The sequence below is a fragment of the Catellatospora sp. NPDC049133 genome, assembly GCF_040648455.1.
Taxonomy (GTDB): Bacteria; Actinomycetota; Actinomycetes; order Mycobacteriales; family Micromonosporaceae; genus Catellatospora; species Catellatospora aurea.
Genome location: NZ_JBEZDT010000010.1, coordinates 173587 through 197117 on the forward strand (window position 1 = coordinate 173587; position 23531 = coordinate 197117).

Annotated in this window: 19 protein-coding genes and 1 riboswitch; of the genes, 9 read left to right on the forward strand and 10 right to left on the reverse strand. The window is 72.2% G+C overall.

The annotated features are described in order from the left end of the window. The first annotated feature begins 47 nt into the window (after nt 1-47). Entirely contained in the window at nt 48-1250 is a 1203-nt protein-coding gene (locus AB0B35_RS13935) for a bifunctional pyridoxamine 5'-phosphate oxidase family protein/GNAT family N-acetyltransferase (protein WP_361044958.1), read from the forward strand. Between the two features lie 288 nt (nt 1251-1538). Then, on the forward strand, nt 1539-2195 hold the full coding sequence (leuE, locus tag AB0B35_RS13940; protein ID WP_361044799.1) for a leucine efflux protein LeuE: 657 nt from the start codon (nt 1539-1541) through the stop codon (nt 2193-2195). A gap of 206 nt (nt 2196-2401) precedes the next feature. Here the strand turns inward: leuE and AB0B35_RS13945 are convergent, their stop codons facing one another. Next, nucleotides 2402-2782: a hypothetical protein gene (locus AB0B35_RS13945; protein ID WP_361044802.1), complete on the reverse strand. Its 381-nt coding sequence runs from the start codon at nt 2780-2782 to the stop codon at nt 2402-2404. A gap of 217 nt (nt 2783-2999) precedes the next feature. Here AB0B35_RS13945 and AB0B35_RS13950 point away from each other — a divergent pair, with 217 nt between their 5' ends. The 4 genes from AB0B35_RS13950 to AB0B35_RS13965 all read left to right on the forward strand — a co-directional run bounded on the left by AB0B35_RS13950 (nt 3000) and on the right by AB0B35_RS13965 (nt 10821). Next, nucleotides 3000-7445, forward strand: a complete 4446-nt coding sequence (locus tag AB0B35_RS13950) for an ATP-dependent helicase (RefSeq protein WP_361044804.1) — start codon at nt 3000-3002, stop codon at nt 7443-7445. 96 nt (nt 7446-7541) lie between these two features. Beyond that, a complete protein-coding gene (locus AB0B35_RS13955; protein WP_361044807.1) occupies nt 7542-8744 on the forward strand; it encodes an acyltransferase in 1203 nt (400 codons plus the stop codon). Between the two features lie 35 nt (nt 8745-8779). Then, nucleotides 8780-9559 (forward strand): SAM-dependent chlorinase/fluorinase, encoded by a 780-nt coding sequence (locus AB0B35_RS13960; RefSeq protein ID WP_361044810.1) that lies wholly within the window; start codon nt 8780-8782, stop codon nt 9557-9559. 386 nt (nt 9560-9945) lie between these two features. Further along, nucleotides 9946-10821 carry a hypothetical protein gene (locus AB0B35_RS13965; RefSeq protein ID WP_360530110.1) on the forward strand — a complete coding sequence of 292 codons (876 nt, stop codon included), beginning with the start codon at nt 9946-9948 and terminating at the stop codon, nt 10819-10821. Nucleotides 10822-10956: 135 nt separating this feature from the next. Here AB0B35_RS13965 and AB0B35_RS13970 read toward each other — a convergent pair whose 3' ends face one another. From AB0B35_RS13970 to rimO, 5 genes are all read right to left on the reverse strand, one after another. Continuing rightward, entirely contained in the window at nt 10957-11400 is a 444-nt protein-coding gene (locus AB0B35_RS13970) for a helix-turn-helix transcriptional regulator (RefSeq protein WP_360530113.1), read from the reverse strand. Nucleotides 11401-11614: 214 nt separating this feature from the next. After that, nucleotides 11615-12088: a CinA family protein gene (locus tag AB0B35_RS13975; protein ID WP_361044813.1), complete on the reverse strand. Its 474-nt coding sequence runs from the start codon at nt 12086-12088 to the stop codon at nt 11615-11617. After that, complete coding sequence (locus AB0B35_RS13980) at nt 12085-13008, reverse strand: arylamine N-acetyltransferase (RefSeq protein ID WP_361044816.1); 924 nt, start codon at nt 13006-13008, stop codon at nt 12085-12087. Before AB0B35_RS13980 ends, AB0B35_RS13975 begins: the two co-directional genes overlap by 4 nt. Beyond that, nucleotides 13005-13589 carry a CDP-diacylglycerol--glycerol-3-phosphate 3-phosphatidyltransferase gene (gene pgsA, locus AB0B35_RS13985; protein ID WP_360530122.1) on the reverse strand — a complete coding sequence of 195 codons (585 nt, stop codon included), beginning with the start codon at nt 13587-13589 and terminating at the stop codon, nt 13005-13007. The genes AB0B35_RS13980 and pgsA overlap by 4 nt, the downstream gene beginning before the upstream one ends. 10 nt (nt 13590-13599) lie before the next feature. Then, nucleotides 13600-15081, reverse strand: coding sequence for a 30S ribosomal protein S12 methylthiotransferase RimO (rimO, locus tag AB0B35_RS13990; RefSeq protein WP_361044819.1), 1482 nt, complete (start codon nt 15079-15081; stop codon nt 13600-13602). A 154-nt stretch (nt 15082-15235) separates the two neighbouring features. After that, a riboswitch (guanidine-III (ykkC-III) riboswitch) is annotated at nt 15236-15303 on the forward strand. A 12-nt stretch (nt 15304-15315) separates the two neighbouring features. Between rimO and AB0B35_RS13995 the strand changes: the two genes are divergently transcribed. Beyond that, the gene (locus AB0B35_RS13995; RefSeq protein ID WP_361044822.1) at nt 15316-15576 is read left to right on the forward strand and encodes a hypothetical protein; all 261 of its coding nucleotides are present in this window, start codon (nt 15316-15318) and stop codon (nt 15574-15576) included. Nucleotides 15577-15680: 104 nt separating this feature from the next. On the opposite strand, the gene AB0B35_RS14000 is transcribed toward AB0B35_RS13995, so the two are convergent. The 4 genes from AB0B35_RS14000 to thyX all read right to left on the reverse strand — a co-directional run bounded on the left by AB0B35_RS14000 (nt 15681) and on the right by thyX (nt 21781). After that, entirely contained in the window at nt 15681-18176 is a 2496-nt protein-coding gene (locus tag AB0B35_RS14000) for a DNA translocase FtsK (RefSeq protein ID WP_361044824.1), read from the reverse strand. Between the two features lie 114 nt (nt 18177-18290). Beyond that, complete coding sequence (locus AB0B35_RS14005) at nt 18291-19961, reverse strand: ribonuclease J (protein ID WP_275412067.1); 1671 nt, start codon at nt 19959-19961, stop codon at nt 18291-18293. Nucleotides 19962-20099: 138 nt separating this feature from the next. Then, the gene (gene dapA, locus AB0B35_RS14010) at nt 20100-20996 is read right to left on the reverse strand and encodes a 4-hydroxy-tetrahydrodipicolinate synthase (protein ID WP_361044826.1); all 897 of its coding nucleotides are present in this window, start codon (nt 20994-20996) and stop codon (nt 20100-20102) included. Between the two features lie 41 nt (nt 20997-21037). Further along, on the reverse strand, nt 21038-21781 hold the full coding sequence (gene thyX, locus AB0B35_RS14015) for an FAD-dependent thymidylate synthase (RefSeq protein WP_361044961.1): 744 nt from the start codon (nt 21779-21781) through the stop codon (nt 21038-21040). Between the two features lie 177 nt (nt 21782-21958). On the opposite strand from thyX, the gene AB0B35_RS14020 reads away from it, so the two are divergent. Both AB0B35_RS14020 and AB0B35_RS14025 read left to right on the forward strand, forming a co-directional pair. Beyond that, nucleotides 21959-22444, forward strand: a complete 486-nt coding sequence (locus AB0B35_RS14020) for a toxin-antitoxin system HicB family antitoxin (RefSeq protein ID WP_361044829.1) — start codon at nt 21959-21961, stop codon at nt 22442-22444. Between the two features lie 16 nt (nt 22445-22460). Further along, nucleotides 22461-23273, forward strand: a complete 813-nt coding sequence (locus AB0B35_RS14025; protein ID WP_360530140.1) for a DUF4097 family beta strand repeat-containing protein — start codon at nt 22461-22463, stop codon at nt 23271-23273. Nucleotides 23274-23531: the final 258 nt, after the last annotated feature.

Sequence of the window (23531 nt, forward strand, 5' to 3'; positions counted from 1 at the left end):
CGGGCGTGACCACCTACCCGCAGACCTCGCGCACCACCGCACTGCGGATGCGCGAGCGCATGTCCTACGAGCGCAGCGCCGCGCACGCGATCCTCGACGAAGCCTGGCACTGCACCCTCTCCTTCGTGCTCGACGGCGAGCCCCGGGCGCTGCCCACCCTGCACGTACGCGTCGACGACACGCTCTACCTGCACGGCTCCAGCGGCGGCCGGATGGGCCTGCAGGCGCGCTCCGGCCTGCGCGTCGCCGCCTGCGTCACCCACCTGGACGGCCTGGTGCTGGCCCGCTCGCAGTTCCACCACAGCGCCAACTACCGCTCGGTCATCGCGCACGGCACCGCCACCCTGGTCACCGACAAGCAGGAGAAGCTGCGCGTCTTCACAGCGCTGGCCGAGAAGATCGGCGAGGGCCACGCCGCCCGCTCCCGTCCCCCGTCGGCCAAGGAACTCGCCCAGACGGCGCTGCTCGCGCTCCCGCTCGACGAGGTCTCGGTGCGCGCCCGCACCGGCACCGCCGGCGACGACGAGGAAGACCTTTCCCTGCCGTACTGGGCGGGCGTGCTGCCGCTGCGGGTCACCGCCGGCCCGGCCGAACCCGCGCCCGGCGTCACCGTGCCCGCCCCCGCCTACCTGCGCACCGACCGCAGCCCCTGGCACGAGCCGGCGGTCCTGCGCGGCTCCGTGGTCACCCTGGAGCCGCTGGACATGTCGCACGTCGACGGCCTGTACGCCGCCGCCGGCAACGACGAGGAGGTCTGGCGCTGGCTGTACAAGCCCGCTCCGCGCAACCGCGAGGAGATGGCCGCCGTCGTCTCCGACGCATTGGCCATGCAGGCCCGCGGCGACCGGGTCCCGTGGGTGCAGCGCGCCACCGCCACCGGCGAGATCCTCGGCACCACCTCGTACTACGCCATCGACACGGTGCAGCGCCAGCTCGGCATCGGCCACACCTTCCTGGGCCGCCAGGCCTGGCGCACCGGCGTCAACACCGAGTCCAAGCTGCTCCTTCTCGAACGCGCCTTCGACGTCCTCGGAGCCGAGCGCGTCGAATGGCACACCCACCACAACAACCTGCGCTCCCAGGCCGCCATCGCCCGCCTCGGCGCGCAACGCGAAGGCGTCCTCCGCCACCACCGCATGCACCACGACGGCCAGTGGCGCGACACCGTCACCTTCTCCATGCTCGCCGCCGACTGGCCCACCGCCCGCCGCCACCTCGAAGGAAGGGCACCTTCACATCGCTCCGCGTAGAGGAAGGGCACCTTCTTAACGCCACACCCGCCGCGAGCAGGCCTTCCAGTTCCCCCTCCGCCGGTGCGACGGCACGGCAGCGGCAGCGGCAGCGGCAGCGGCAGCGGCAGCGGCAGCGGCAGATCTTGACGGTTCACGGTCGCCAGGGCGACCACAGGTCGTCAAGGTCTGCGGTGGCGCTCGTAGGGGCCGAGGCGAGGGGACGGGCTCAGCGGTGACGTAAAGCACGTGCCGAGATGGCCTATCGGACGACGCTGTGACAGCAGCGACCACGAGAGGATGTAAGGCATGCTCGGCGTTACCGACCTTTACACCTACGTGCTCGGCACGATCGCGATCGTCCTGCTGCCCGGCCCGAACTCGCTGTACGTGCTCGCCGTCGCGGCCCGGCGCGGCGTACGCCAGGGCTACCGCGGCGCGATGGGTGTCTTCTGCGGCGACGGTGTGCTCATGCTGGTCTCCGCCGCGGGCATGGCCTCGCTGCTGCGCGCCGTGCCCGCGCTGTTCATGGTCGTCAAGTACGCCGGTGCCGCCTACCTCGGCTTCGTCGGCGTGAAGATGCTGTACGGCGCGATCCGCGGCTGGCGCAACCGGGCCGCGGGCCAGGCGGCCACACCCGCCCCGGAGGTCGAGCCCAGGGCCGAGAACGCGTTCCGGCGGGCGTTCACGATCAGCCTGATGAACCCGAAGGCGATCCTGTTCTTCGTCTCGTTCTTCATCCAGTTCGTCGACCCGGGGTACGCGTACCCCGCCGTGTCGTTCCTGCTGCTGGCGATCATCGTGCAGATCTGCAGCGCGCTCTACCTCAGCGCGCTCATCTTCAGCGGCAACCGGCTGGCCGCCGCGTTCCGCAGTCGGCGCAGACTGGCCGCGGCCGGCACCAGCGCCATCGGCGCACTGTTCATCGGCTTCGGCGTCAAACTCGCCACCTCGTCCGTGACCTGACCCACCCCGCGCACTCCGACCGCACCACGATCGGCCACGCGGCCGCCGCGACCCCGTACACAAAAAAGACGTCGGCCTACCACATCGAAAGTTCGGCGATCGAAGTCGACGTGATAGGCCAACGTCTATAAGCGACGGGACGCCGACGTCCACAAAAAACGGCGGTCGGCTCAGGGCCGGTCGCGCGTCGGCGGGGCGGGCGGGGCTCAGGCGATGGCCGGCTCCGGGATCAGCAGGTCGTGGCGGCCGAGGTCGCGGATGATGTCGTTGACCACCCACACGTCGACGTGCGCGGGGCGCACGTGCGTGTGCGGGTGCCGGGCGTCGCGGTTGCGCACGACGAAGTAGTGCACGGCCGCGCGCACGCGGGCCCGGTCGACGGCGCTGGCACGCACCGTGTCGCGGATCAGCTGGCGCAGGTGCGCCGCGATGCGCTCGGCCAGGGCCAACTCGTGGCCGGAGTGCTGGGACTGGGACTGGCCCGCCTGCAGCCGGGCGAGGTGCCCGTCGAGCTGGCGCAGCAGGACGTCCGATTCGTGGCGGCTGTTCTTCCTGTCGACTGCCGGTGTGGTCTGTCGTTCGGTCATGCTCACCCTCCGCACACCGTGTTCGATGGACTACTCATCGTGAGCAAGACGGTACGTGATTCGGGCGCATCCGGGCAAGACTCCCAACGAAACCGTCTCATTGACTGGGCCTACCCGCGCGGAGCGTGTGGTTAACGCCTCACCTGCGGCATCACCCGGACGAGACCGCGTAGGTGTGCCAGGCGATTGTCGGTGGCGGAGGGCAGGATGGGCGGTGATGGACACGCCCGCCGCCCCGTTCGGCCCTGCCACGCAGGCCTGGTTCGACGCGGCCTTCGCCGCCCCCACTCCGGCCCAGGCGGGCGCCTGGAAAGCCGTCAGCGCCGGTGACCACGCCCTGGTCGTGGCCCCGACCGGCTCCGGCAAGACCCTGGCGGCGTTCCTGTGGGCGCTGGACCGGCTGGCCCACGAGCCCCTGCCCGAGGACCCCACCCGGCGCTGCCGCGTGCTCTACGTCAGCCCGCTCAAGGCCCTGGCCGTGGACGTCGAGCGCAATCTGCGCACCCCGCTCACCGGCATCCGGCACGCCGCGGCCCGCCTCGGGCTACCCGAACCGGACATCACGGTCGGCATGCGTACGGGCGACACACCCACGGAGGAACGCCGCACCTTCAACCGGCGGCCGCCGGACATCCTGATCACCACCCCCGAGTCACTGTTCCTGCTGCTCACCTCCCAGGCGCGGGAGTCGCTGCGCGGCGTGGAGACGGTGATCGTCGACGAGGTGCACGCGGTCACCGGCACCAAACGCGGCGCGCACCTGGCGCTGTCCCTGGAGCGGCTGGACGCGCTGCTGGCCGGACCGGCACAGCGGATCGGGCTGTCGGCGACGGTCGAGCCGGTCGAGGCGGCGGCGCAGTTCCTGGGCGGGGCCGCGCCGGTGCGCGTGGTGCAGCCGAAGTCCGCCAAGACCATCGAGGTCAGCGTCGAGGTGCCGGTCGAGGACATGACCGCGCTCGACGAGGGCCACGCCGACGACGAGGGCCCGCGCCGGGCCTCGATCTGGCCCGCGGTCGAGGAGCGGGTGTACGAGCTGATCGGCGAGCACCGCAGCACCATCGTCTTCACCAACTCCCGCCGCGGCGCGGAGCGCCTCTGCGCCCGGCTCAACGAACTGGCGGCCGAGCGGCTGGTCACGGCGGTGCCGCCGCCCGCGCAGATCATGGCCCAGTCCGGCGCGTCGTACGGGGCCGCGCCGCAGATCGCCCGCGCGCACCACGGCTCGGTGTCCAAGGAGGAGCGCAAGCAGATCGAGGAGGAGCTGAAGTCCGGGCGGCTGCCCGCCGTGGTCGCCACCTCCAGCCTCGAACTCGGCATCGACATGGGCGCGGTCGACCTGGTCGTGCAGGTCGGCGCGCCGCCCAGCGTGGCCGCCGGGCTGCAGCGGGTCGGTCGCGCCGGGCACCAGGTCGGCGCGGTCTCGCGCGGCGTGGTGTTCCCGACGCACCGCGGCGACCTGCTGTCCTGCGCCGTGGTCGCGGGCCGGATGACCGGCGGCAAGCTGGAGCCGCTGACCTTCCCGCACAGCCCCCTTGATGTGCTCGCACAGCACATCGTGGCGATGACGGCTCTGGACGAGTGGACCGTCGCCGAGCTGGCGGCCCTGGTGCGCCGGGCCGCGCCGTTCGCGGCGCTGCCCGAGTCGGCCCTGCACGCGGTGCTGGACATGCTGGCCGGGCGCTACCCGTCGACGGCCTTCGCCGAGCTGCGCCCGCGCATCGTCTGGGACCGCGCGGCCGACCGGCTCACCGGCCGCCCCGGCAACCAGCGACTGGCGGTCACCTCCGGCGGCACCATCCCCGACCGCGGCCTGTTCGGCGTGTTCCTGGCCGGGTCGGAGAAGGCGTCACGGGTCGGCGAGCTGGACGAAGAGATGGTGTACGAGTCCCGCGTCGGCGACGTCTTCGCGCTGGGCACCAGCTCGTGGCGCATCGAGGACATCACGCCCGACCGGGTGCTGGTCTCCCCCGCCCCGGGCCAGCCCGCCCGGCTGCCGTTCTGGAAGGGCGACCAGGCGGGGCGGCCCGTCGCGCTCGGCAAGGCGCTGGGGGCCTTCCTGCGCAACCCGTCCGGATTCGACAACCTCGACCCGTCCGCCGTGGGCAACCTCACGGCTTACCTGGAGGAGCAGCGGGCGGCGACCCGGCACCTGCCGGACGACCGGACCGTGCTGGTCGAGCGCTTCCGCGACGAGCTGGGCGACTGGCGCATCGTGCTGCACAACGTGCTGGGCGCGCCGGTCAACGCGCCGTGGGCGCTGGCCATCGGGCAGCGGCTGCGGGAACGCTACGGCGTCGACGCGCAGGTGCACGCCGCCGACGACGGCATCGTGATCCGGCTGCCGGAGACCGCCGAGGAGCCGCCGGGCGCGGACCTGTTCGCCTTCGACGCCGACGAGATCGAGCCGCTGGTCGCCGAGACGGTCGGCGGGTCGGCGCTGTTCGCGTCCCGGTTCCGCGAGTGCGCGGCCCGCTCGCTGCTGCTGCCGCGCCGCGACCCGGGCCGGCGGCAGCCGCTGTGGCAGCAGCGCCAGCGCGCCGCCCAGCTGCTCGACGTGGCCCGGGAGTACCCGGACTTCCCGGTGACCCTGGAGGCGGCCCGGGAGTGCCTGCGCGACGTGTTCGACCTGCCGTCGCTGTCGGCGATGATGCGCGACATCGCCGCCCGCAGGATCCGCATGATCGAGGTGGCCACCCCGCAGCCGTCGCCGTTCGCCCGCTCGCTGCTGTTCGGTTACGTGGGCGCGTTCCTGTACGGCGAGGACACCCCGCTGGCCGAGCGCCGGGCGGCCGCGCTCTCCCTGGACCCGACGCTGCTCGGGGAGCTGCTGGGCCGGGTGGAGCTGCGCGAGCTGCTCGACCCGGCGGTCATCGAGGCGACCGCGCTGCGGCTGCGCTGGACCGACCGGCGGGTGCGCGACGCCGAGGACACCGTCGAGATGCTGCGCCAGCTCGGCGACCTGTCCCCCGACGAGCTGACCGAACGCGGCGTGGAGCCCGCCTGGCTCGACGAGCTGGCCCGCACCGGCCGTGTCCTGGCGGTCCGGGTCGCCGGTCAGGAGCGCTACATCATCGCCGAGGACGCCGGCCGCTACCGCGACGCCCTCGGCGTGGCCCTGCCGCCCGGCCTGCCCGCCGCGTACACCGCCGCCGTCGCCGACCCCCTGCTCGACCTGATCGGCCGGTACGCGCGCACCCACGGCCCGTTCCGGGCCGACGACTGCGCGATCCGGTTCGGGCTGGGCGTGGCGGTGGTCGAGCACACGCTGCGGCGGCTGTCCGCCTCGGGACGGCTGGTGCAGGGCGAGTTCACCGCGTCCTCCGACGGCGGCTTCATCGAGTGGTGCGACGCGGAGGTGCTACGCACCCTGCGGCGACGCAGCCTGGCCGCGCTGCGCAAGGAGATCGAGCCGGTGCCGCCGGACGTGCTCGGGCGCTTCCTGCCCGCCTGGCAGCACATCGGGCGGCGCAGCGAGGGCATCGACGCGGTCGCCGCCGCCATCGACCAGATCCAGGGCGTGCCCGTGCCCGCCTCGGCCCTGGAACGCCTCGTGCTGCCCGCGCGCGTCGCCGACTACCGGCCCTCCTATCTGGACGAGCTGTGCGCCACCGGTGAGGTCGTGTGGGCCGGTGCGGGGCCGATCGGCGGCAACGACGGCTGGATCGTGCTCGCCTTCGCCGACGCCGCTCCGCTGCTGCTGCCCCCGCCCACCGAACTCGCCCAGACCGGGGTGCACGAGGCTCTGCTGGGCGCGCTCGGCGGGGGCGCGCTGTTCTTCCGGCAGCTCGCCGACCAGATCGAGGCCGAGCACGACGAGCTGCTGTCCGCGCTGTGGGACCTGGTCTGGGCCGGGCTGGTCGGCAACGACACGCTCGCCCCGGTGCGGGCGAGGCTGTCCGGCGGCGGCGCGCACCGGGCCAAGCCCACCCCCGGCCGGGCCCGCTACCGGCGGCCCAGCCTGACCGGGGGCCGCTCCCTGGCCGCCGCCCGGGGACCGGCGCACCTGCCCGCCGCGGCAGGCCGCTGGCACGCGCTCGGTGAGCGGGACACCGACCCGACCGCGCGGGCCGCGGCACTGGCCGACGCGCTGCTGGAACGCTACGGCGTGGTGATCCGGGGCGCGGTCGCCGCCGAGAACCAGCCCGGCGGTTTCGCCGCCGTGTACCCGGTGCTGGCCGCCCTGGAGGACCGGGGCGCGGCCCGGCGCGGCTACTTCGTCGAAGGGCTGGGCGCGGCCCAGTTCGCGCTGCCCGGAGCGGTGGACCGGCTGCGCTCGTACGCTGACACCCGCGACGGGGCACCCCGCGCTCTCGTGCTGGCCGCCACCGACCCCGCCAACCCGTACGGCGCCGCCCTGCCCTGGCCGCACACCACCGAAGGCCACCGCCCCGGCCGCAAGGCGGGCGCACTGGTCGTCCTGGTCTCCGGCGCGCTCGCCCTGTACGTCGAGCGCGGCGGGCGCACCCTGCTGTCCTTCAGCGACGACGAGGCGGTCATGGCCGCCGCGGCGGCGTCGCTCACCGAGGCGGTGACCAGCGGGGCGCTCGGTCCACTGACCGTGGAACGGGCCGACGGCGAGTCCGTCACCGGCAGCCCGCTGGGCGCGGCGCTGGAGGCGGCCGGGTTCCGGATCACTCCCCGTGGACTGCGGTTACGTGGCTGAGGGCGGTCCCGGACCCGGCCATCAGGGAAATACCGGGGAAACCGGTGTCGGATTCGCGCTGGCGGGTCGCGCCACGCCGGTGGCATGCTGCGGTTCATGAGCACTGCCGCCGCCCCTGCGCGCCGTGACACCTATGTGGACTTCCTCCGGGCGTTGAGCCTGATCGTGGTCGTGGTCTGGCACTGGGCGTTCACGATCCTCGACTGGCGCGCCGACGGCCCGCATGCCACCAGCCCGCTCGGCTTCACCCGCGGCCTGTGGCTGGCGACCTGGCTGTTCCAGGTCATGCCGCTGTTCTTCTTCATCGGCGGCTTCGTGCACATCCGCAGCTGGGAGCGGGCGCGGGCACGCGGGGTCAGCATGGGCGCGTTCGTCTGGCGGCGCATCCGCCAGCTGCTCATCCCGGCCGGCATCGTGCTGCTGCTGTGGATCGCGGTGGGCGGCCTGATCGGCAGCTACTTCAACCTCACCGGCGTCGGCCGGGCGGTGAAGCTGGTGGTCAGCCCGCTGTGGTTCCTCGGCGTGTACCTGATGCTCATCGCCCTGCTGCCGCTCGGCCTGTGGCTGCACAAGAAGGTCGGCGTGCTGGCCCTGGTCTGGCTGGCCGGTGCGGCGATGGTGGTCGACGTGGCCCGCTTCGGCAAGGGCCTGGAGGACATCGGCTGGCTCAACATGGTGCTGGTGTGGGGCCTGGCCCACCAGGCCGGCTTCTTCTACCAGAACGTGGTCGACTCACCCCGCCGCAACGACTGGGCCCTGCTCTGGGCAGGGCTGTTCGGCCTGGTGGGACTCGTCGGGTCGGGGCTGTATCCGGGCTCCATGGTCGGTGTGCCGGGCGAGCGCTTCTCGAACATGGCCCCGCCCACCTTCGTCATCGTGGCGCTGCTGCTGTTCCAGATCGGATTCGCCGAGCTGCTGCGACCCCGGATGCAGATCCTGCTGGAACGCCCACGCTGGAAACGCCTCAATGAACTGATCAACGAGTTCTCGCTGCCGCTGTACCTGGTGCACACCACCGGCATGGCGCTGTTCCTGTTCCTGACCTGGCTGTGGCTGCGCTACGACATGGACAAGCCCGCCGACGTGGACCTGGGCTGGTGGCTGACCCGACCGCTGGCCATCATCGGACCGCTGATCTGCACGATCCCCGTACTGCTGCTGTTCCGGAAGATCCAGCGCCGGGGCGCGGCGAGTGCCGCGGCCGCGACGCCACCGGCCGTGCCCGCGCAACGCGACGCCGAGCAGTCGGCCGTCGACGCCGAGGCGCCGGAGGAGATCGGCTCGCCGCGGCGGCCATAGTGGACAACGGGCCGGATCGGTCTACCTTCTTAGGCATGCCCGGATTCGACTACATCTCGTTCACGACCGACTACGGTCTGTCGGACGGTTTCGTCGCGGCCTGCCATGGCACGATCGCGCGCACCGCCCCGGCCGCCCGCGTCATCGACGTGACGCACCTGATCGCGCCCGGCGACGTGACCCGCGGCGCGGCGGTGCTGGCCCAGACCGTGCCGTACCTGCCCGACGCCGTGCACCTCGCGGTCGTCGACCCCGGTGTCGGCACCCCGCGCCGCGCGGTGGTCGTGCAGACTCCCCGCGGCCTGCTCGTGGGACCCGACAACGGGCTGCTGATCTGGGCCGCCCAGGCGCTCGGTGGCCCGTCCGCGGCGTACGAGCTCGCCAGCGAGGACTGGTTCGCCCCCAACGTGTCGCGGACCTTCCACGGCCGCGACGTGTTCTCCCCGGTGGCGGCCCGGCTGGCGCGCGGCGCGGACCCCGCCGACGCCGGCCCGCCGGTCGCGCCGGACGACCTGGTCGTGCTGCCCGAGCCGGTGGTGGCCTGGGGCGACGGCTGGCTGGAAGCCGAGGTCCTGACCGTGGACCGCTTCGGCAACGTGCAGCTCGCCGCCCCCGGTTCGGCCCTGGATCAGCTCCCCGACCGGCTCACCGTCGGCGGCTGCCGAGCGATTCGCGGCACCACGTTCGCCGACGCCCCGTCCGGCGGCCTGGTCGTCTTCGCCGACTCCGCCGACCGCGTCGCCATCGCCGTCAACGGCGGCCGCGCCGTGGTCATGCTCGCCGTTACCCCCGGCGACCTCCTCCGCATCTCCTGACCGCTCCTTGCGTCGATCATGAACTTATGGCACGGCTCGACGGCGTGTCCCTGCCATAACTTCATGATCGACCGCAGCGGCCAGACCACATGTCGCGTCGACGGGCTACATCTTTTTTGATGTGGCCACATCAAAAAAGATGTAGCGGCCCGCAACGACATGCCCGCGCACGGCAGTCGACCGCACCGCAAGCGCGGACCGGCGCACTTGCCGCCCAGGGCAGCGCCCGACACGGGCCTACAAGCCGCCAGGCACCACTCGGCACGCTGCCCTCAGCGACGAGCCCCGGCGTGCGAAATCTTGTCATTGACAAGTTCTCGCGTGCGTGGCAATCTTGGCGACGTCAAGATGCATGATGAGTGCCACTAGATGCGGAGGTATGGGCGATGTCGGAGACCGTCGGACTGGGGTTGGTGCGCCAGATGTGGCAGGTGCTGGAGCCGGTGCACGCGGCGATCTACTACTCGCCCCAAGCGAACGAGGAGGCCGCGGCGCTGGGCTACGACACCGGCACCCGCTGGCCGAGCTACTTCGCATGGCGCTCGGCACCGCTCGGCGCGGCCGGACCCGAGTTGGTGGCCGCGACCTACTACAGCTTCAGCCCAGCCATGATCCGCGACCACGTCCCGGCGATCTGGGACACCGCTACCCCGGAAACCGTGCTGGCCTCACGACTGAGGGCGGTGGACCGTACGCTGCGCGGGCTGCTGCCCGAGGTCATCGGCACGCCGGAACTGGCCGAAGCCGCCGCGCTGGCCCGCCGCGCCGCCGAGGCCGCCGTCACCGCGGGACGCCCACTGGCCGCCGCGAACGCCGACCTGGCCTGGCCCGACGAGCCGCATCTGGTGCTGTGGCAGGCCGCCACGGTGCTGCGCGAGCATCGCGGCGACGGTCACCTCGCGGCGCTGCTCGCCGCCGGGCTGGACCCGTGCGAGGCCCTGGTCTCGTTCGCGGCGATCGGCGCGGCACCCGCCGAGGTCTTCGCCGGCCGCGGCTGGACCCTACAGGAGTGGCAGGCCGCCCAGGCCCGCCTGGCCGCCCGGGGCTGGATCGACACGGACGGGCAGGCCACCGAGGTGGGCGCGGCCGGTCGCGCCGAGATCGAGCGGCTCACCGACGAACTCGCCGCCGGCCCGTGGCGGGCCCTCGGCACGGCGGGCGCGGGCAGACTTGCCCAGCTGGTCGGGCCGTCAGCGGTCGCGCTGGCTCGCTCGGGAATCTTCCCCCGACAGAGCACGCTCGGCCTCGGCGCACGGCGCTGAACACACTGAAGCGGCATGGGCCGACATCTCGGCACGAGCATCCGGCAGCCGCCGAGCATGCCGGTCCTCGGCACACGGCGACGGCAAGCTGAACCGGCTGACCCGGCCGGCGGCGAGCCGAGCCGGGGGTCCGCGTCAGACGCCGACGACCTCGCGGCCGCGCGCGTTGCCGGTGTTGCCCGGCCGCATGTTGCGGGACGTCCGCAGCGTGGTCCGCAGCGGATTGTCCCGCCGGACCGTGACCGAGACCTGGCCGTCGGTGGCCACCTCGGTACGCGGCCGGTGGGCCAGCTCGGGCACCGGCTGGTCACCGCGCGGCAGCGGCGTGAGCACGCCCTCGACCTGCTCGGCGACGGCCATGGTGTCGCTGACCTCGCGAAGGACCTCGGACAGCCGCGCACCCAGCGCGTCGCAGATCGAGGTCAGCAGCTCGCTGGACGCCTCCTTCTGCCCCCGCTCGATCTCGGACAGGTATCCGAGACTCACGTTGGCAGCGGTGGATACCTCACGCAGGGTGCGGTGCTGCCCCTGCCGGCGGGCACGGAGGGCATCACCGATCACTCGACGCAGAAGCACCATGTTCGCACCCCCTGTACTGTTCCCCGTCACGACGCTCGGCTGATATGCGCTCAGCCGCCGGTTGTCACCGACGGCTGAGAAGAACCGTACTCTCTTCATGCCAGTTCGACACCCCGCCCCGCCGGGGCAGGTTGACTATCGGCGGCCGACGCCACTTTCATACACACTACGACAGTCCGGCCAAACCCCGCTCAGGTCACGAAGAGATCACGCCTTACGGATCGATGACGGCCGCACGGAGCAGGCCCAGCGCCGCCGCCACCGCGGTGTCCCGGACGTGCTGCCGCTCACCCTCCACGTGCAGCTCGCTGACCTGGGCCTGACCGTCCGGACCAGCCAGCGCGACGTACACCGTCCCGGCGGGCACCCCGTCCTGCGGGCCCGGTCCGGCGACCCCGGTGGTGGCCAGGCCCCAGTCCGCCTCGCAGCGCTCGCGGGCTCCCCGGGCCAGCGCCAGCGCCACGTCCGGGTCCACCGGCCCCCGCTGCGCCAACAGCGCCGCGTCCACCCCGGCCAGGCTGTGCTTGAGGTCGGTGGCGTACACCACCAGGCCGCCGCGCAGCACCTTGCTCACCCCGGGCACGGTGACCAGGGTCGCGGTGAGCAGGCCGCCGGTCAGCGACTCCGCCGCCGCGACGGTCTGCCGCCGCGCGGCGAGCACGCCGACCAGTCCAGGAACGTCGATCATGAAGCTGGTTCCGGTGCCAGGTGCGCCGCCGCTCGCGCCACGGGCACATGACCGGCGGATCCCGGCAGCGCCGACGTGTCGGCTTCCTGGGCGGCGCGCCGCCGGGCGGCCCACTCCTCGTGCGCGGCCACCGCGCCGGGCCACAGTTCGTCGAGGTCCGCACCGGTCAGGCCGAAGATCCCGGCGAGCGCCTCCCGCCAGCGCTCCCGCGTCGACAGGTGCTCCTCTCGCCGCCCGGCCGCGTCGATGGTGAGCAGCAGGCAGCCACGCAGGATGTCGACTCCTGCGGCGGTCCGGCGCTGGGCGGTGAGGAGCCGGGTGAACGGCGACTCTGTCGAGGTCGACAGGTAGTCGTGCGCGGCGGCGAAGTCCCCGAGCGCAGCCGGGGCGGCGGAGATGTCGCAGGCCGCGAAGGAGCCGGCCGGGTCGTGGACCAGCCGCCAGCCGGCCTCCGGCCGTGGCGAGGCCGTCAGGGCGTACGCGAAGGGGCCCTGCACGTGCTCCCCGTCGACCAGCGGCAGCGGGTCGTGCAGGGCGTCCCCGAGCCCCGCGTCGGCCAGCCACCGCCCGCCCGGGTTCGCCGCGTCCGGCAGGTCGTGCACCAGCAGGGCGAGGTGGTTCAGCGCGGGGTCCACCTCGTCGAGCGCGGCCACCACGTACGCGCGGTGCAGGGTGACCGTGAAGCCCAGCGCGCGCAGCAGCTCGCTGAACGCCGTGTTCAGGTGGAAGCAGTAACCGCCGACGCCGCCCGTGACCCGGCGCAGCGCCTCGTCGGCGGTGACCGTGCCGGGCCGGCCCAGCATGATCTCCAGGTTGGTGTACGGCACCCGGGTCACCTGGGCCTGGTGCAGCTCCCGCAGGTACGCCGCCGAGGGCGCCCGGCGTGGCACCCCGAGCAGGCTCAGGTAGGCCTCGATCACGGGGCCGGGCGGAGCGCGCCGCGCCGCAGGCGGATCGCCGCCACCACGTAGTCGATGCCCGTGACCACGGTCACCAGCAGCGCCGCGCCCATCAGCCACGGGCCGACCGCCGACCACGGGGCCGGGAACGGCCACAGGTACCAGGCGATCGCCGCGATCTGCAGCACGGTCTTGAGCTTGCCGCCGCGGCTGGCCGCGATCACGCCGTACCGGATGACCCAGAAGCGCAGCAGCGTGATGCCCCACTCCCGGACCAGGATCACCAGGGTGACCCACCACGGGAGCAGGTCGTACCAGCTCAGCAGGACCAGCGCGGAGCCGGTCAGGGCCTTGTCCGCGATCGGGTCGGCGACCTTGCCGAACGAGGTGACCAGCTCGAAGCGCCGGGCGATCCAGCCGTCGACGTAGTCGGTGAACGACGCGACGCCGAACGTGATCGCGGCCGCGATCCGCCAGCGGTTGTCGGTCATCCCAGAAACGATCACCAGCGCCACGAAGACCGGCACCAGCACGATGCGCACGACCGTGAGGACGTTGGCGGCGTTGAGCAGCGGTGGCACCCGGCGTGAACGTTCCTGCACGGCAGACACGCTAACCAGCCACCACGGCCAGCGCAGGCCGACCGGCGGGAGCCGCGTCGATCATTTCCACGGGTACGGCCACCAGGTCCACGCCCTCGGTCCCGGTCACCCGTGCCCGCACCAGGTCACCGGGGTGCAGCGCGCCGAGGTCGACGCCGCCCTTCCCCGCGACCAGCGTGGTCGAGCCGTCGACCTCGGGCGCCTGGTGCGCGGCGCGGCCCTCGACGGTCTTCCCGTCGGTGGTGTCCACGAGCACGTCCACCAGGGTGCCCAGCCGCTCCTCGGCCCGCTGCCCGCACAGCTCCTCGACCAGGCTCAGCATCCGGTCGTACCGGCCGCGGATCGTCTTCGCGCCGACCTTGCCGTCCATCGTCGCGGCCTCGGTGCCGTCCTCGTCGCTGTAGTCGAACACGCCGATCGCGTCGAGGCGCGCCTCGCTGACGAAGCGCACCAGCTCCTCGTAGTCGGCGCGGGTCTCGCCCGGGAAGCCGACGATGAAGTTGCTGCGCGCGCCCGCCTCCGGGGCGAGCTTGCGGGCGCTGTCCAGCAGCTCCAGGAAACGCTCGGTGGAGCCGAAACGGCGCATCCGGCGCAGCACCGGCTCGGACGAGTGCTGGAACGACAGATCGAAGTAGGGCGCGACGCCCGGCGTGGTGGCGATCGCCTCGACCAGGCCCGGCCGGGTCTCGGCGGGCTGCAGGTAGCTCACCCGCACCCGGACCAGTCCCTTGATCGCGGCGAGCTGCGGCAGCAGCTTCTCCAGCGCCCGCGGGTCGCCCAGGTCCTTGCCGTACGACGTCGAGTTCTCGCTGACCAGCACCAGCTCACGCACGCCCGTGCCGGCCAGCCACTCGGCCTCGGCGAGCAGCTCGTCGGGGGTGCGGCTGACGAACGAGCCGCGGAACGCCGGGATGGCGCAGAACGAGCAGCGGCGGTCGCAGCCGCTGGCCAGCTTCAGCGAGGCGACCGGGCTGCTGTCGAGCCGGTGCCGCAACACGGGCCGCAGGTGTGCCGGGGTGTGCTCGTCGTTGGTGAACGCGGCGTGGCCGGGCACGATCACGCCGGTCTCGCGGCGCTTGGCCGGGGCGATCGGCAGCAGCTCGCGGCGGTCGCGCGGGGTGTGCGCGTCGTGGTGCTCCCCGCGCAGCACCGAGCCGAGAGCTGCGGAGATCGACGGGTAGTCGTCGAAGCCGAGCACCGCATCGGCCTCGGGCAGGCTCTTGGCCAGCTCGTTGCCGTACCGCTCGGCCATGCAGCCCGCGGCGACGACCTTCGCACCGGTGTCGGCGGCGGCGAGCAGCGTGTCGATCGAGTCCTGCTTGGCCTTCTCGACGAAGCCGCAGGTGTTGACGAGGACCACGTCCGCGCCCTCGCCGTCGGTGCTGACCTGCCAGCCGTCGGCCGCCAGGCGGGCGGCCAGCTCTTCGGAGTCGACCTCGTTGCGGGCGCAGCCCAGGGTCAGCAGCGCGACCCGCCGCCCGTTCTCGGGCACGGAAAGATCATGGGAAGAGTTGACTGGCACCCGACCAGGCTACCGGCCCCCCGCGACAAACCGCCTACCGCCTTCCATGTAAGGAAGGGCACCTTCTCCCCGCTATCGGTGATAAAAGGCGCCCTTCTTAACTCGTTGGAGCTACCCTTGGCCGCGGCAGCGCCTTCCGGCGCCCGCCCCGGACGAGTGCCTGCCGTACCCGGAACGACAAGACGGCGCGCAGAAGACACGATCATGAATCATGACGTCCTGCAGATCCTGGGCGCGCTGACCGTGCTGGCGGGATACGTGGCCGCGCAGCTCGGCTGGACCACGCCCCGCTCGATCGGCTACCTGACCGCCAACACCCTCGGCGCCGGCGCGCTCGCCTGGCTCGCCTGGACCAGCCGGGACTGGGGTTTCCTCCTCCTGGAAGGCGTCTGGTCCGCGGTCAGCGCGTTCGCCCTGATCTCGATCCTCCGCGCCCGCCGCACCCCGGACCCCACCCCGTCCTGAAGATCAGGGCTGCCCCGCCCCCGAAGCGATGATCATGAAGTTGTGGCATGGACACGCCGCTGAGCCGTGCCATAAGTTCATGATCACGCAGAAAGGGGTGGGGATCAGTCGTCGTCGACGCCGAGGGCTGCGAGGACCTCGGCCAGCTCGTCCGGCTTGATCAGCACTTCGCGGGCCTTGGAGCCCTCCGACGGGCCGACGATGCCGCGGGTCTCCATCAGGTCCATCAGGCGGCCCGCCTTGGCGAAGCCGACGCGCAGCTTGCGCTGCAGCATGCTGGTCGAGCCGAGCTGGGACACCACGACCAATTCGATCGCCTGGACGAGCAGCGTCAGGTCGTCGCCGATCTCCTCGTCGATCTTCTTCTTGGCGTCCTGCACCGGGGCGAGCACCTCGGGGCGGAACTCCGGCTCGCGCTGACGCTTGCAGAACGCGACGATGTCGTTCATCTCGTTCTCGCTGACCCAGGAACCCTGGATACGCTGCGGCTTGCTCGCGCCCATCGGCAGGAACAGCGCGTCGCCGCGGCCGATCAGCTTCTCCGCGCCGGGCTGGTCGAGGATGACCCGGGAATCGGCCAGCGAGCTCGTCGCGAACGCGAGCCGGGACGGCACGTTCGCCTTGATCAGGCCGGTCACCACGTCCACCGACGGGCGCTGGGTGGCCAGCACCAGGTGGATGCCGGCGGCGCGGGCCAGCTGGGTGATGCGCACGATCGAGTCCTCGACGTCGCGCGGCGCGACCATCATCAGGTCGGCCAGCTCGTCGACGACCACCAGCAGGTACGGGTACGGCTTGAGCACCCGCTCGGAGCCCGGCGGCGGCTTGATCTGCCCCGCCCGGAGCTTGCGGTTGTAGTCGTCGATGTGGCGCACCCCTGCGGCCGCCAGGTCGTCGTAGCGCATGTCCATCTCGCGGACGACCCATTCGAGGGCGTCGGCGGCCTTCTTCGGGTTCGTCACGATCGGGGTCACCAGGTGCGGGATGCCCTCGTAGTTGGTCATCTCGACGCGCTTGGGGTCGATCAGCAGCAGCCGCACCTGGTCCGGCGTGGCCCGCACCAGGATCGACACCAGCAGCGAGTTGAGGCAGGACGACTTGCCCGCGCCGGTCGCGCCGGCGATGAGGATGTGCGGCATCTTGGCGAGATTGGCCACCACGTAGCCGCCCTCGATGTCCTTGCCGAGCGCGACCACCATCGGGTGCGTCTCGGCTGCGGCCACCCGGGAGCGCAGCACGTCGCCGAGCGCCACGTCCTCCCGGTCGGTGTTGGGGATCTCCACGCCGACCGCGCTCTTGCCCGGGATCGGGCTGAGGATGCGCACGTCGGGGCTCTTCACCGCGTACGCGATGTTGCGCGACAGCGCGGTGATGCGCTCCACCTTCACGCCGAGCCCCAGCTCGACCTCGTAGCGGGTGACCGTCGGCCCGCGGGTGAATCCGGTGACCGCGGCATCCACGTCGAACTGGTCGAACACGTGCGCGAGCGCGGCGATGACCTCGTCGTTGGCCTTGGACCGGGTCTTGGCGGCCTCGCCGGGCTTGAGCAGGCCGGCGGGCGGGAGGGTGTAGTCGCCGCCCAGGCTGGGCAGCATCATCTGCTCGGTCTTGGTGGGCGGCGGCGTGTGCTGGGGCGGGTCGGGCTTGCGCCGCTTGGCCGGCCGCTCGATGGCGACGGTCTCCTGCTCGGCGAGGTGCCGCTCGTACGCCGCGTTGTCGAAGTCGTCGTCGGGGTCCGGTGGCTGGAACGCCGCGGGCGGGGTGAGCCGCTTGCGCCGCCGCGGCGCGGGCACCTCCTGCTCCTCGTCGACGTCTTCGTCGGAGCGCTCGGGGGTGGCCACGCCGAGCAGGCTGTCGCGCAGGTTCGCCAGCCGTTCCGGGATCTTGTTGACCGGCGTCGCCGTGATCACCAGTACGCCGAAGGTCAGCAGCAGGATGAAGAGCAGGACCGCGACGAAGCTCGACAGCACACCGGCGAGCCCGCCGCCGACCAGCTTGCCGAGCAGCCCGCCGCTCTGCTCCATCTGCTGGACCTCGACCGGGGCGAACGCGATGTGCAGCAGTGCGGTCGAGGCGAGAGTGAGCGCCGTCCAGCCGACGATGCCCCGGCCGCGCTGGGCGGGGTCGGGATCGGAGCGCATCACCCGTACGCCGCACACGAACAGCAGCAGGGGCAGCGCGGCGGCGGTGGCGCCGATGAAGAAGCGGGTGGTGTCGGCCAGCCAGGCGCCGAACGTGCCGCCACTGCCCTGGGCCGAGCCCCAGACGGCGACGCCGAACAGGATGGACAGGGCGATCAGCAGCAGGCCGAGCCCGTCGCGCCGGTGCTCGGGGTCGAGGTCGCGGGCCTTGGCCGCCTGCGAGCCGACGGCACGCACCATCCAGCCGAGACCGTGCGCGATCGCCATCCAGATGCCGCCGGCCAGCCGTCCGAACAGCGCGGCCGGGTTGATCGTGGCGCGGGTCCGGCGGCGCACCGCGGGCCGCCGCGCCGGCGCACGCCGGGCGGGCGTCCGTCCCGTCTGTCGGGTACGCGCGGACGCGGCCTTCGTCGGCGTGGCAGCTCGACGACGGCTCGATGAGGAAGTACCGCCCGCCATGTCCCACACCGTAACCCCTCCACGTTGATCATGAACTTATGGAACGGTTCGACGGCGTGTCGCTACCCTAAGTTCATGATCAACGTGGAGGGGGTCCACGGCGGACAGTGGGGATCAGACCTCCAGGACGGAGGGGACGATCATCGGACGGCGGCGGTAGGCCTCGTTGACCCAGCGGCCGACGACGCGGCGCACGATCTGCTGGAGCTGGTGGGCGTCGGTCACGCCGTCCAGCGCCGCGCGGTCGAGGGCCTCGGTGACCAGCGGCAGCGCCGGGTCGAACGCGGTCGGATCCTCGGAGAAGCCCTTCGCCGACAGCAGCGGGCCGCCGACGACCTTGCCGGTGACCGAGTCGACGACCACGGTGACGGCGATGAAGCCGCCGTCGCCCAGGACCCGGCGCTCGGTCAGCAGGCTCTCGCCGACGTCGCCGATGGCCAGACCGTCCACATAGACGTACCGGCTCTTGACGTGGCCCACCAGCTTGGCGTGGCCCTCGACGAGGTCGACGACGTCGCCGTCCTCGCACAGCACCACCCGCGAGGGGTCCACCCCGGAGTCGACGCCGAGCTGCGCGTGCGCCCGCAGGTGCCGCCACTCGCCGTGCACCGGCATCAGGTTGCTCGGCTTCACGACGTTGAGCAGGTAGAGCAGCTCGCCCGCGGGGGCGTGGCCGCTGACGTGGACCTTGGCCACGTCCTTGTGGATGACGTTCGCGCCGAGCCGGGCCAGCTGGTTGATCACCCGGTACACGCTGGTCTCGTTGCCGGGGACCAGCGAGCTGGCCAGCACCACGGTGTCGTTGGGGCCGACCGTGATGTGGCGGTGGTCGCCGGTGGCCATCCGGCCCAGCGCGCTCATCGGCTCGCCCTGCGAACCGGTCGACATCAGCACGATCTCGTTCGGCGGCAGGCTCGCCGCCTCCTCCATGTTCACCACCAGGCCGGCCTTGACCTTCAGCAGGCCAAGGTCGCGAGCGATGCCCATGTTGCGGACCATGGACCGGCCGATCAGGGCGACCTTGCGGCCGTGCTCCTCGGCGGCGTCGAACACCTGCTGCACGCGGTGCACGTGCGAGGCGAACGAGGCCACGATGATGCGGCCGGTCGCCTTGCCGAATATCGAGCCGAGCACGGGGCCGATCTGCTTCTCCGGCGAGACGAAGCCGGGGATCTCGGCGTTGGTGGAGTCCGACAGCAGCAGGTCGACGCCCTCCGCACCGAGCCGGGCGAAGCCGGCCAGGTCGGTGATGCGCCCGTCCAGCGGCAGCTGGTCCATCTTGAAGTCGCCGGTGTGCAGCACCAGGCCGGCCTCGGTGCGGATGGCCACCGCCAGCGCGTCCGGGATCGAGTGGTTGACCGCGAAGAACTCCAGCTCGAACGGCCCGAGGCGCTCGCGCTGGCCCTCGGCGACGGTCAGCGTGTACGGCGTGATGCGCCGCTCGGCGAGCTTCGCCTCGATCAGCGCCAGCGTGAACTGCGAGCCGACCAGCGGGATGTCGTTCTTGTGGGCGAGCAGGTACGGCACGGCGCCGATGTGGTCCTCGTGGCCGTGCGTCAGCACGATGGCCTGGACGTCGCCGAGGCGGTCCAGGATCGGCGCGAAGTCCGGCAGGATCAGGTCCACGCCGGGCTGGTCGGCGGTGTCCGGGAACAGCACGCCGCAGTCGACGATCAGCAGCTTGCCGCCGAACTCGAACACGGTCATGTTGCGGCCGATGGCCCCCAGCCCGCCCAGCGGGATGATCCGCAGGCCGCCCTCGGGCAGCGGTGGCGGCGCACCCAGATTGGCGCTACGCCCGGTCTCCAGTTGCGGCGAGGTCAATGAACATCACTCCTTATGTTCTCCGGCGCGGGTGCCGCCGTTTCAGGGCTGCGGCACGCGGCGCGCCGTTCGTGCTGGGGCTTCGCGCCCCGGTGGCGTCTAGAGCGGCAGGCCGGCGTCCGCGCAGTCGATGCGCAGCTGCGCCAGCTCGGCCTCGGTCGCGTCGACCAGTGGCGGGCGGACCGGCCCGGCGGGCAGGCCGCGGGCGTTCAGGCCCGCCTTGACCAGGATGGTGCCCTGGGTGCGGAAGATTCCGGTGTACAGCGGGAGCAGCGCCTGGTGCAGGCGACGCGCCTGCGTGACGTCTCCGCGCTCGTACGCCTCGATCAGGTCTTTCGTGCCGACCCCGGTGAAGTGGGTCGAGGTGCCGACCACGCCGACGCCGCCGATCGACAGCAGCGGGAGGGTGGCCGCGTCGTCGCCGCTGTAGTAGGCGAACTCGGCGCGGTGCATGACCCAGGACGCGGCGGCGAGGTCGCCCTTGGCGTCCTTGACGCCCACGATGCGCGGGTGCCCGGCCAGGGTGACCATGGTGTCGGTGGAGATCGCGACGCCGGTGCGGTGCGGGATGTCGTACAGCAGGACCGGCACGTCGACCGCGTCGGCAACGGTGGTGAAGTGCTTGACCAGGCCCGCCTGCGGCGGCTTGTTGTAGTACGGCGAGACGACGAGCAGGCCGTGCGCGCCCGCCTTCTCGGCCGAGCGGGCCAGCTCGACGGTGTGGTGCGTGCTGAAGGTGCCGACCCCGGCCACCACCTGGGCCCGGTCGCCGACGGCCTCGACGACGGCCCGGATCACAGCGTCCTTCTCAGCGTCGGTCGTGGTCGGCGACTCACCGGTGGTGCCGTTGACGACCAACGCGTCGTTGCGCTGCTCGTCGACGAGGTACGCCGCGAGCCGCGCGGCACCGTCGAGGTCGACGGACCCGTCGGCTGCGAAGGGCGTCACCATCGCGGTGAGCAGGCGGCCGAACGGCCGTTGAGCGTTGTTCGTCATGCACACAACCTAGCGGAATACGACGGGCGCCATCGTGGCCCTCAGGACTCCCAGGTGTAGACGCTGGAGGCGATCTCCGAGCCGTCCGGAAGGGCGCTGATCGAGAAGTCACCGAACACGCTCGGTGCGAGTTTCTGCAGTTCACGAAGGGTGGCGATGGCCAGCTCGCGGATCTCCACGTCGGCGTGCTCGGTCGCCCGCATGGCGATGAAGTGCCGCCACGCGCGATAGTTGCCGGTGACCACGATCCGGGTCTCGGTGGCGTTCGGAAGCACGGCGCGGGCCGCCTGACGGACCTGCTTGCGCCGCAGAGTGGCGTTCGGCACGTCCGCGAAGGTGGCCTCCAGACCCTCCAGGAGCTCGTTGTACGCCCGCACCGCGGCCTCACTGGCCTCGACGAACTTCTTGTGCAGCTCCGGGTTGGCCGCGATCACCTCGGGCTCGACCATGGCCGCGTCGCGCTCCGGGACGTAGCGCTGGGACAGCTGGGAGTACGAGAAGTGCCGGTGCCGGATCAGTTCGTGCGTGAAAGAACGTGAGACGCCCGTGAAGTAGAACGTCGCGGTGCCGTGCTCCAGCACCGACAGGTGGCCCACCTCGAGGATGTGGCGCAGGTAGCCCTCGTTGGTCGCGGTCGCCGGGTTCGGCTTGGACCAGGACTGGTAGCAGGCCCGGCCGGCGAACTCCGCCAGCGCCTGGCCGCCCTCGGCATCGGTGTCCCACGGCACGTCGGCCGGCGCCTGGAAGTTCGTCCAGGCGATCAGCTGCACGGAGGGCTTCACCATCTCAGTCACACGCGCCAGCTTAGCCTTTCGCGGCCGCCGACCCGCTGGCGGGATATAGCCGCCATTGTCCGTAAGGCGATAGCCGCCAGCCGCCTCTCTGGTGCGACGTCAGGACGGCGTCGTGCTGACACCAGGTTGACACTTGCATGACGTCATCTTTGACGTCATAGTGATGTCATGGACCTGTCCCCGTACCTCGAGTCGCTCCGGCGGGATCTCGCCGCCGCGGCCGCACCCGCCGGCGACGACGTCGCCCGCACCGCCGAACTGCTGACCCTCGCCCTCGACGCGTCGGCCCGGCTCTGCCTCATCGAGGTGCTGGCCGACGCGAGCGCCGAGATCACCACCAAGCTCGACGGCCCGACCGTCGAGGTGCGCATCCGGGGGCGGGAGGCCGACCTGGTCGTCACCACGCTCGCCGCCCCGGCACACGAGGCGCCCCCCGCCGCGCCCGACCCGCTGCTCACCGAGGGCGGCGACCAGGCCCGACTCACCCTGCGCCTGCCCGAGCAGCTCAAGGAGGCGGCCGAGCGGGCCGCCGCGGCCGAGGGCATCTCGGTCAATTCCTGGCTGGTACGCGCCACCGCGAACGCGCTGCGCCCGGTCGCCCCGCCACCCACCTCCCACCTCGGCCGCCGGGTCACCGGCTGGGCCCAGGCCTGACCCCAAGGAGCCGACCATGAACCAGACCTTCCCCTGCACCGGCACCATCCGGGCCGACCTGCGCGTCGCCGCCGGCCGCCTGGAGGTCGTCGCCTCCGACCGCGACACCGCCACCGTCAGCGTCACGGCGATGGATAACAGCGAGTCCAGCGCCGAGGCGGTACGCGAAACCAAGATCAGTTTTGTGGAGGGCCGGCACCTGCTGGTCCAGGCGCCTGAGCACGGCGGCTGGCGGCTGTTCCGCCGGGCCCGCATCCTCGTCCGCGTCGAGCTACCCACCGGCAGCGCGCTGAACGTGAAGATCGCCTCCGCCGACGCGGTGTGCGAGGGCACCTACCACGACGCGGTGGTGAGCACCGCCAGCGGCGAGATCACCCTGGGACCGGTGACCGGAGACGTCACCGTCAAGAGCTCCAGCGGCGACATACGCCTGAGCACGGTCGGCGGAAACCTGCACGCCAGCAGCGCCTCCGGCGATGTGCGCACCGGGCAGATCGGCCGCTCCGCCACCGTCAACACCGCCAGCGGCGACATCGAGCTCGCCGGCGTGGTCGGTGACGCGCGGGCCACCACCGCGTCCGGGGACATCGTCGTCGGGGTCGCCCGCGGCGGCGAGGCCAGACTGAACTCGGCCAGCGGCGACATCACCGTCGGCGTCGCCGCCGGGACGGCCGTCTGGCTCGACCTGAGCACCGCCGCGGGGCGCACCCGCAGCGATCTGAACATGTCTTCGACCGCACCACCCGCAGAGACCACCGGCGGCACCCTCAGCCTCAAGGTGCGCACCGCCTCCGGCGACATCACCCTCCGCCGCGTCGTCCCCGCCTGACCCCGCACGACGATCCGCGCGTCCCCGTCGACCTGCGCGTTCACCAACCACCGCGCACCGTCGACCGCTCGCCGCTCGCCGCTCGCCGGTCGCCGCTCGCCGGTCGCCGGTCGCCATAGACGCTGGCCTATCACATCGACTCCGAGGCACGGAAAGTCGACGGGATAGGCCAATGTCGATGTCAACTGCGGCCGCCGGCCACGAACCAGCCCGGACGTGGTCCGGCAGGCCGCGCCCGAGAGCGGCGGGCGCGCTCGG

What these genes read in the sequence shown, in the direction of transcription:
- AB0B35_RS13935 (WP_361044958.1), top strand. Translation starts at nt 48, where the DNA reads ATGCGCGAGCGCATGTCCTACGAGCGCAGCGCCGCGCACGCGATCCTC.
- leuE (WP_361044799.1), top strand. Translation starts at nt 1,539, where the DNA reads ATGCTCGGCGTTACCGACCTTTACACCTACGTGCTCGGCACGATCGCG.
- AB0B35_RS13945 (WP_361044802.1), bottom strand. Translation starts at nt 2,782, where the DNA reads ATGACCGAACGACAGACCACACCGGCAGTCGACAGGAAGAACAGCCGC.
- AB0B35_RS13950 (WP_361044804.1), top strand. Translation starts at nt 3,000, where the DNA reads ATGGACACGCCCGCCGCCCCGTTCGGCCCTGCCACGCAGGCCTGGTTC.
- AB0B35_RS13955 (WP_361044807.1), top strand. Translation starts at nt 7,542, where the DNA reads ATGAGCACTGCCGCCGCCCCTGCGCGCCGTGACACCTATGTGGACTTC.
- AB0B35_RS13960 (WP_361044810.1), top strand. Translation starts at nt 8,780, where the DNA reads ATGCCCGGATTCGACTACATCTCGTTCACGACCGACTACGGTCTGTCG.
- AB0B35_RS13965 (WP_360530110.1), top strand. Translation starts at nt 9,946, where the DNA reads ATGTCGGAGACCGTCGGACTGGGGTTGGTGCGCCAGATGTGGCAGGTG.
- AB0B35_RS13970 (WP_360530113.1), bottom strand. Translation starts at nt 11,400, where the DNA reads ATGGTGCTTCTGCGTCGAGTGATCGGTGATGCCCTCCGTGCCCGCCGG.
- AB0B35_RS13975 (WP_361044813.1), bottom strand. Translation starts at nt 12,088, where the DNA reads ATGATCGACGTTCCTGGACTGGTCGGCGTGCTCGCCGCGCGGCGGCAG.
- AB0B35_RS13995 (WP_361044822.1), top strand. Translation starts at nt 15,316, where the DNA reads ATGAATCATGACGTCCTGCAGATCCTGGGCGCGCTGACCGTGCTGGCG.
- AB0B35_RS14000 (WP_361044824.1), bottom strand. Translation starts at nt 18,176, where the DNA reads ATGGCGGGCGGTACTTCCTCATCGAGCCGTCGTCGAGCTGCCACGCCG.
- dapA (WP_361044826.1), bottom strand. Translation starts at nt 20,996, where the DNA reads ATGACGAACAACGCTCAACGGCCGTTCGGCCGCCTGCTCACCGCGATG.
- thyX (WP_361044961.1), bottom strand. Translation starts at nt 21,781, where the DNA reads ATGGTGAAGCCCTCCGTGCAGCTGATCGCCTGGACGAACTTCCAGGCG.
- AB0B35_RS14020 (WP_361044829.1), top strand. Translation starts at nt 21,959, where the DNA reads ATGGACCTGTCCCCGTACCTCGAGTCGCTCCGGCGGGATCTCGCCGCC.
- AB0B35_RS14025 (WP_360530140.1), top strand. Translation starts at nt 22,461, where the DNA reads ATGAACCAGACCTTCCCCTGCACCGGCACCATCCGGGCCGACCTGCGC.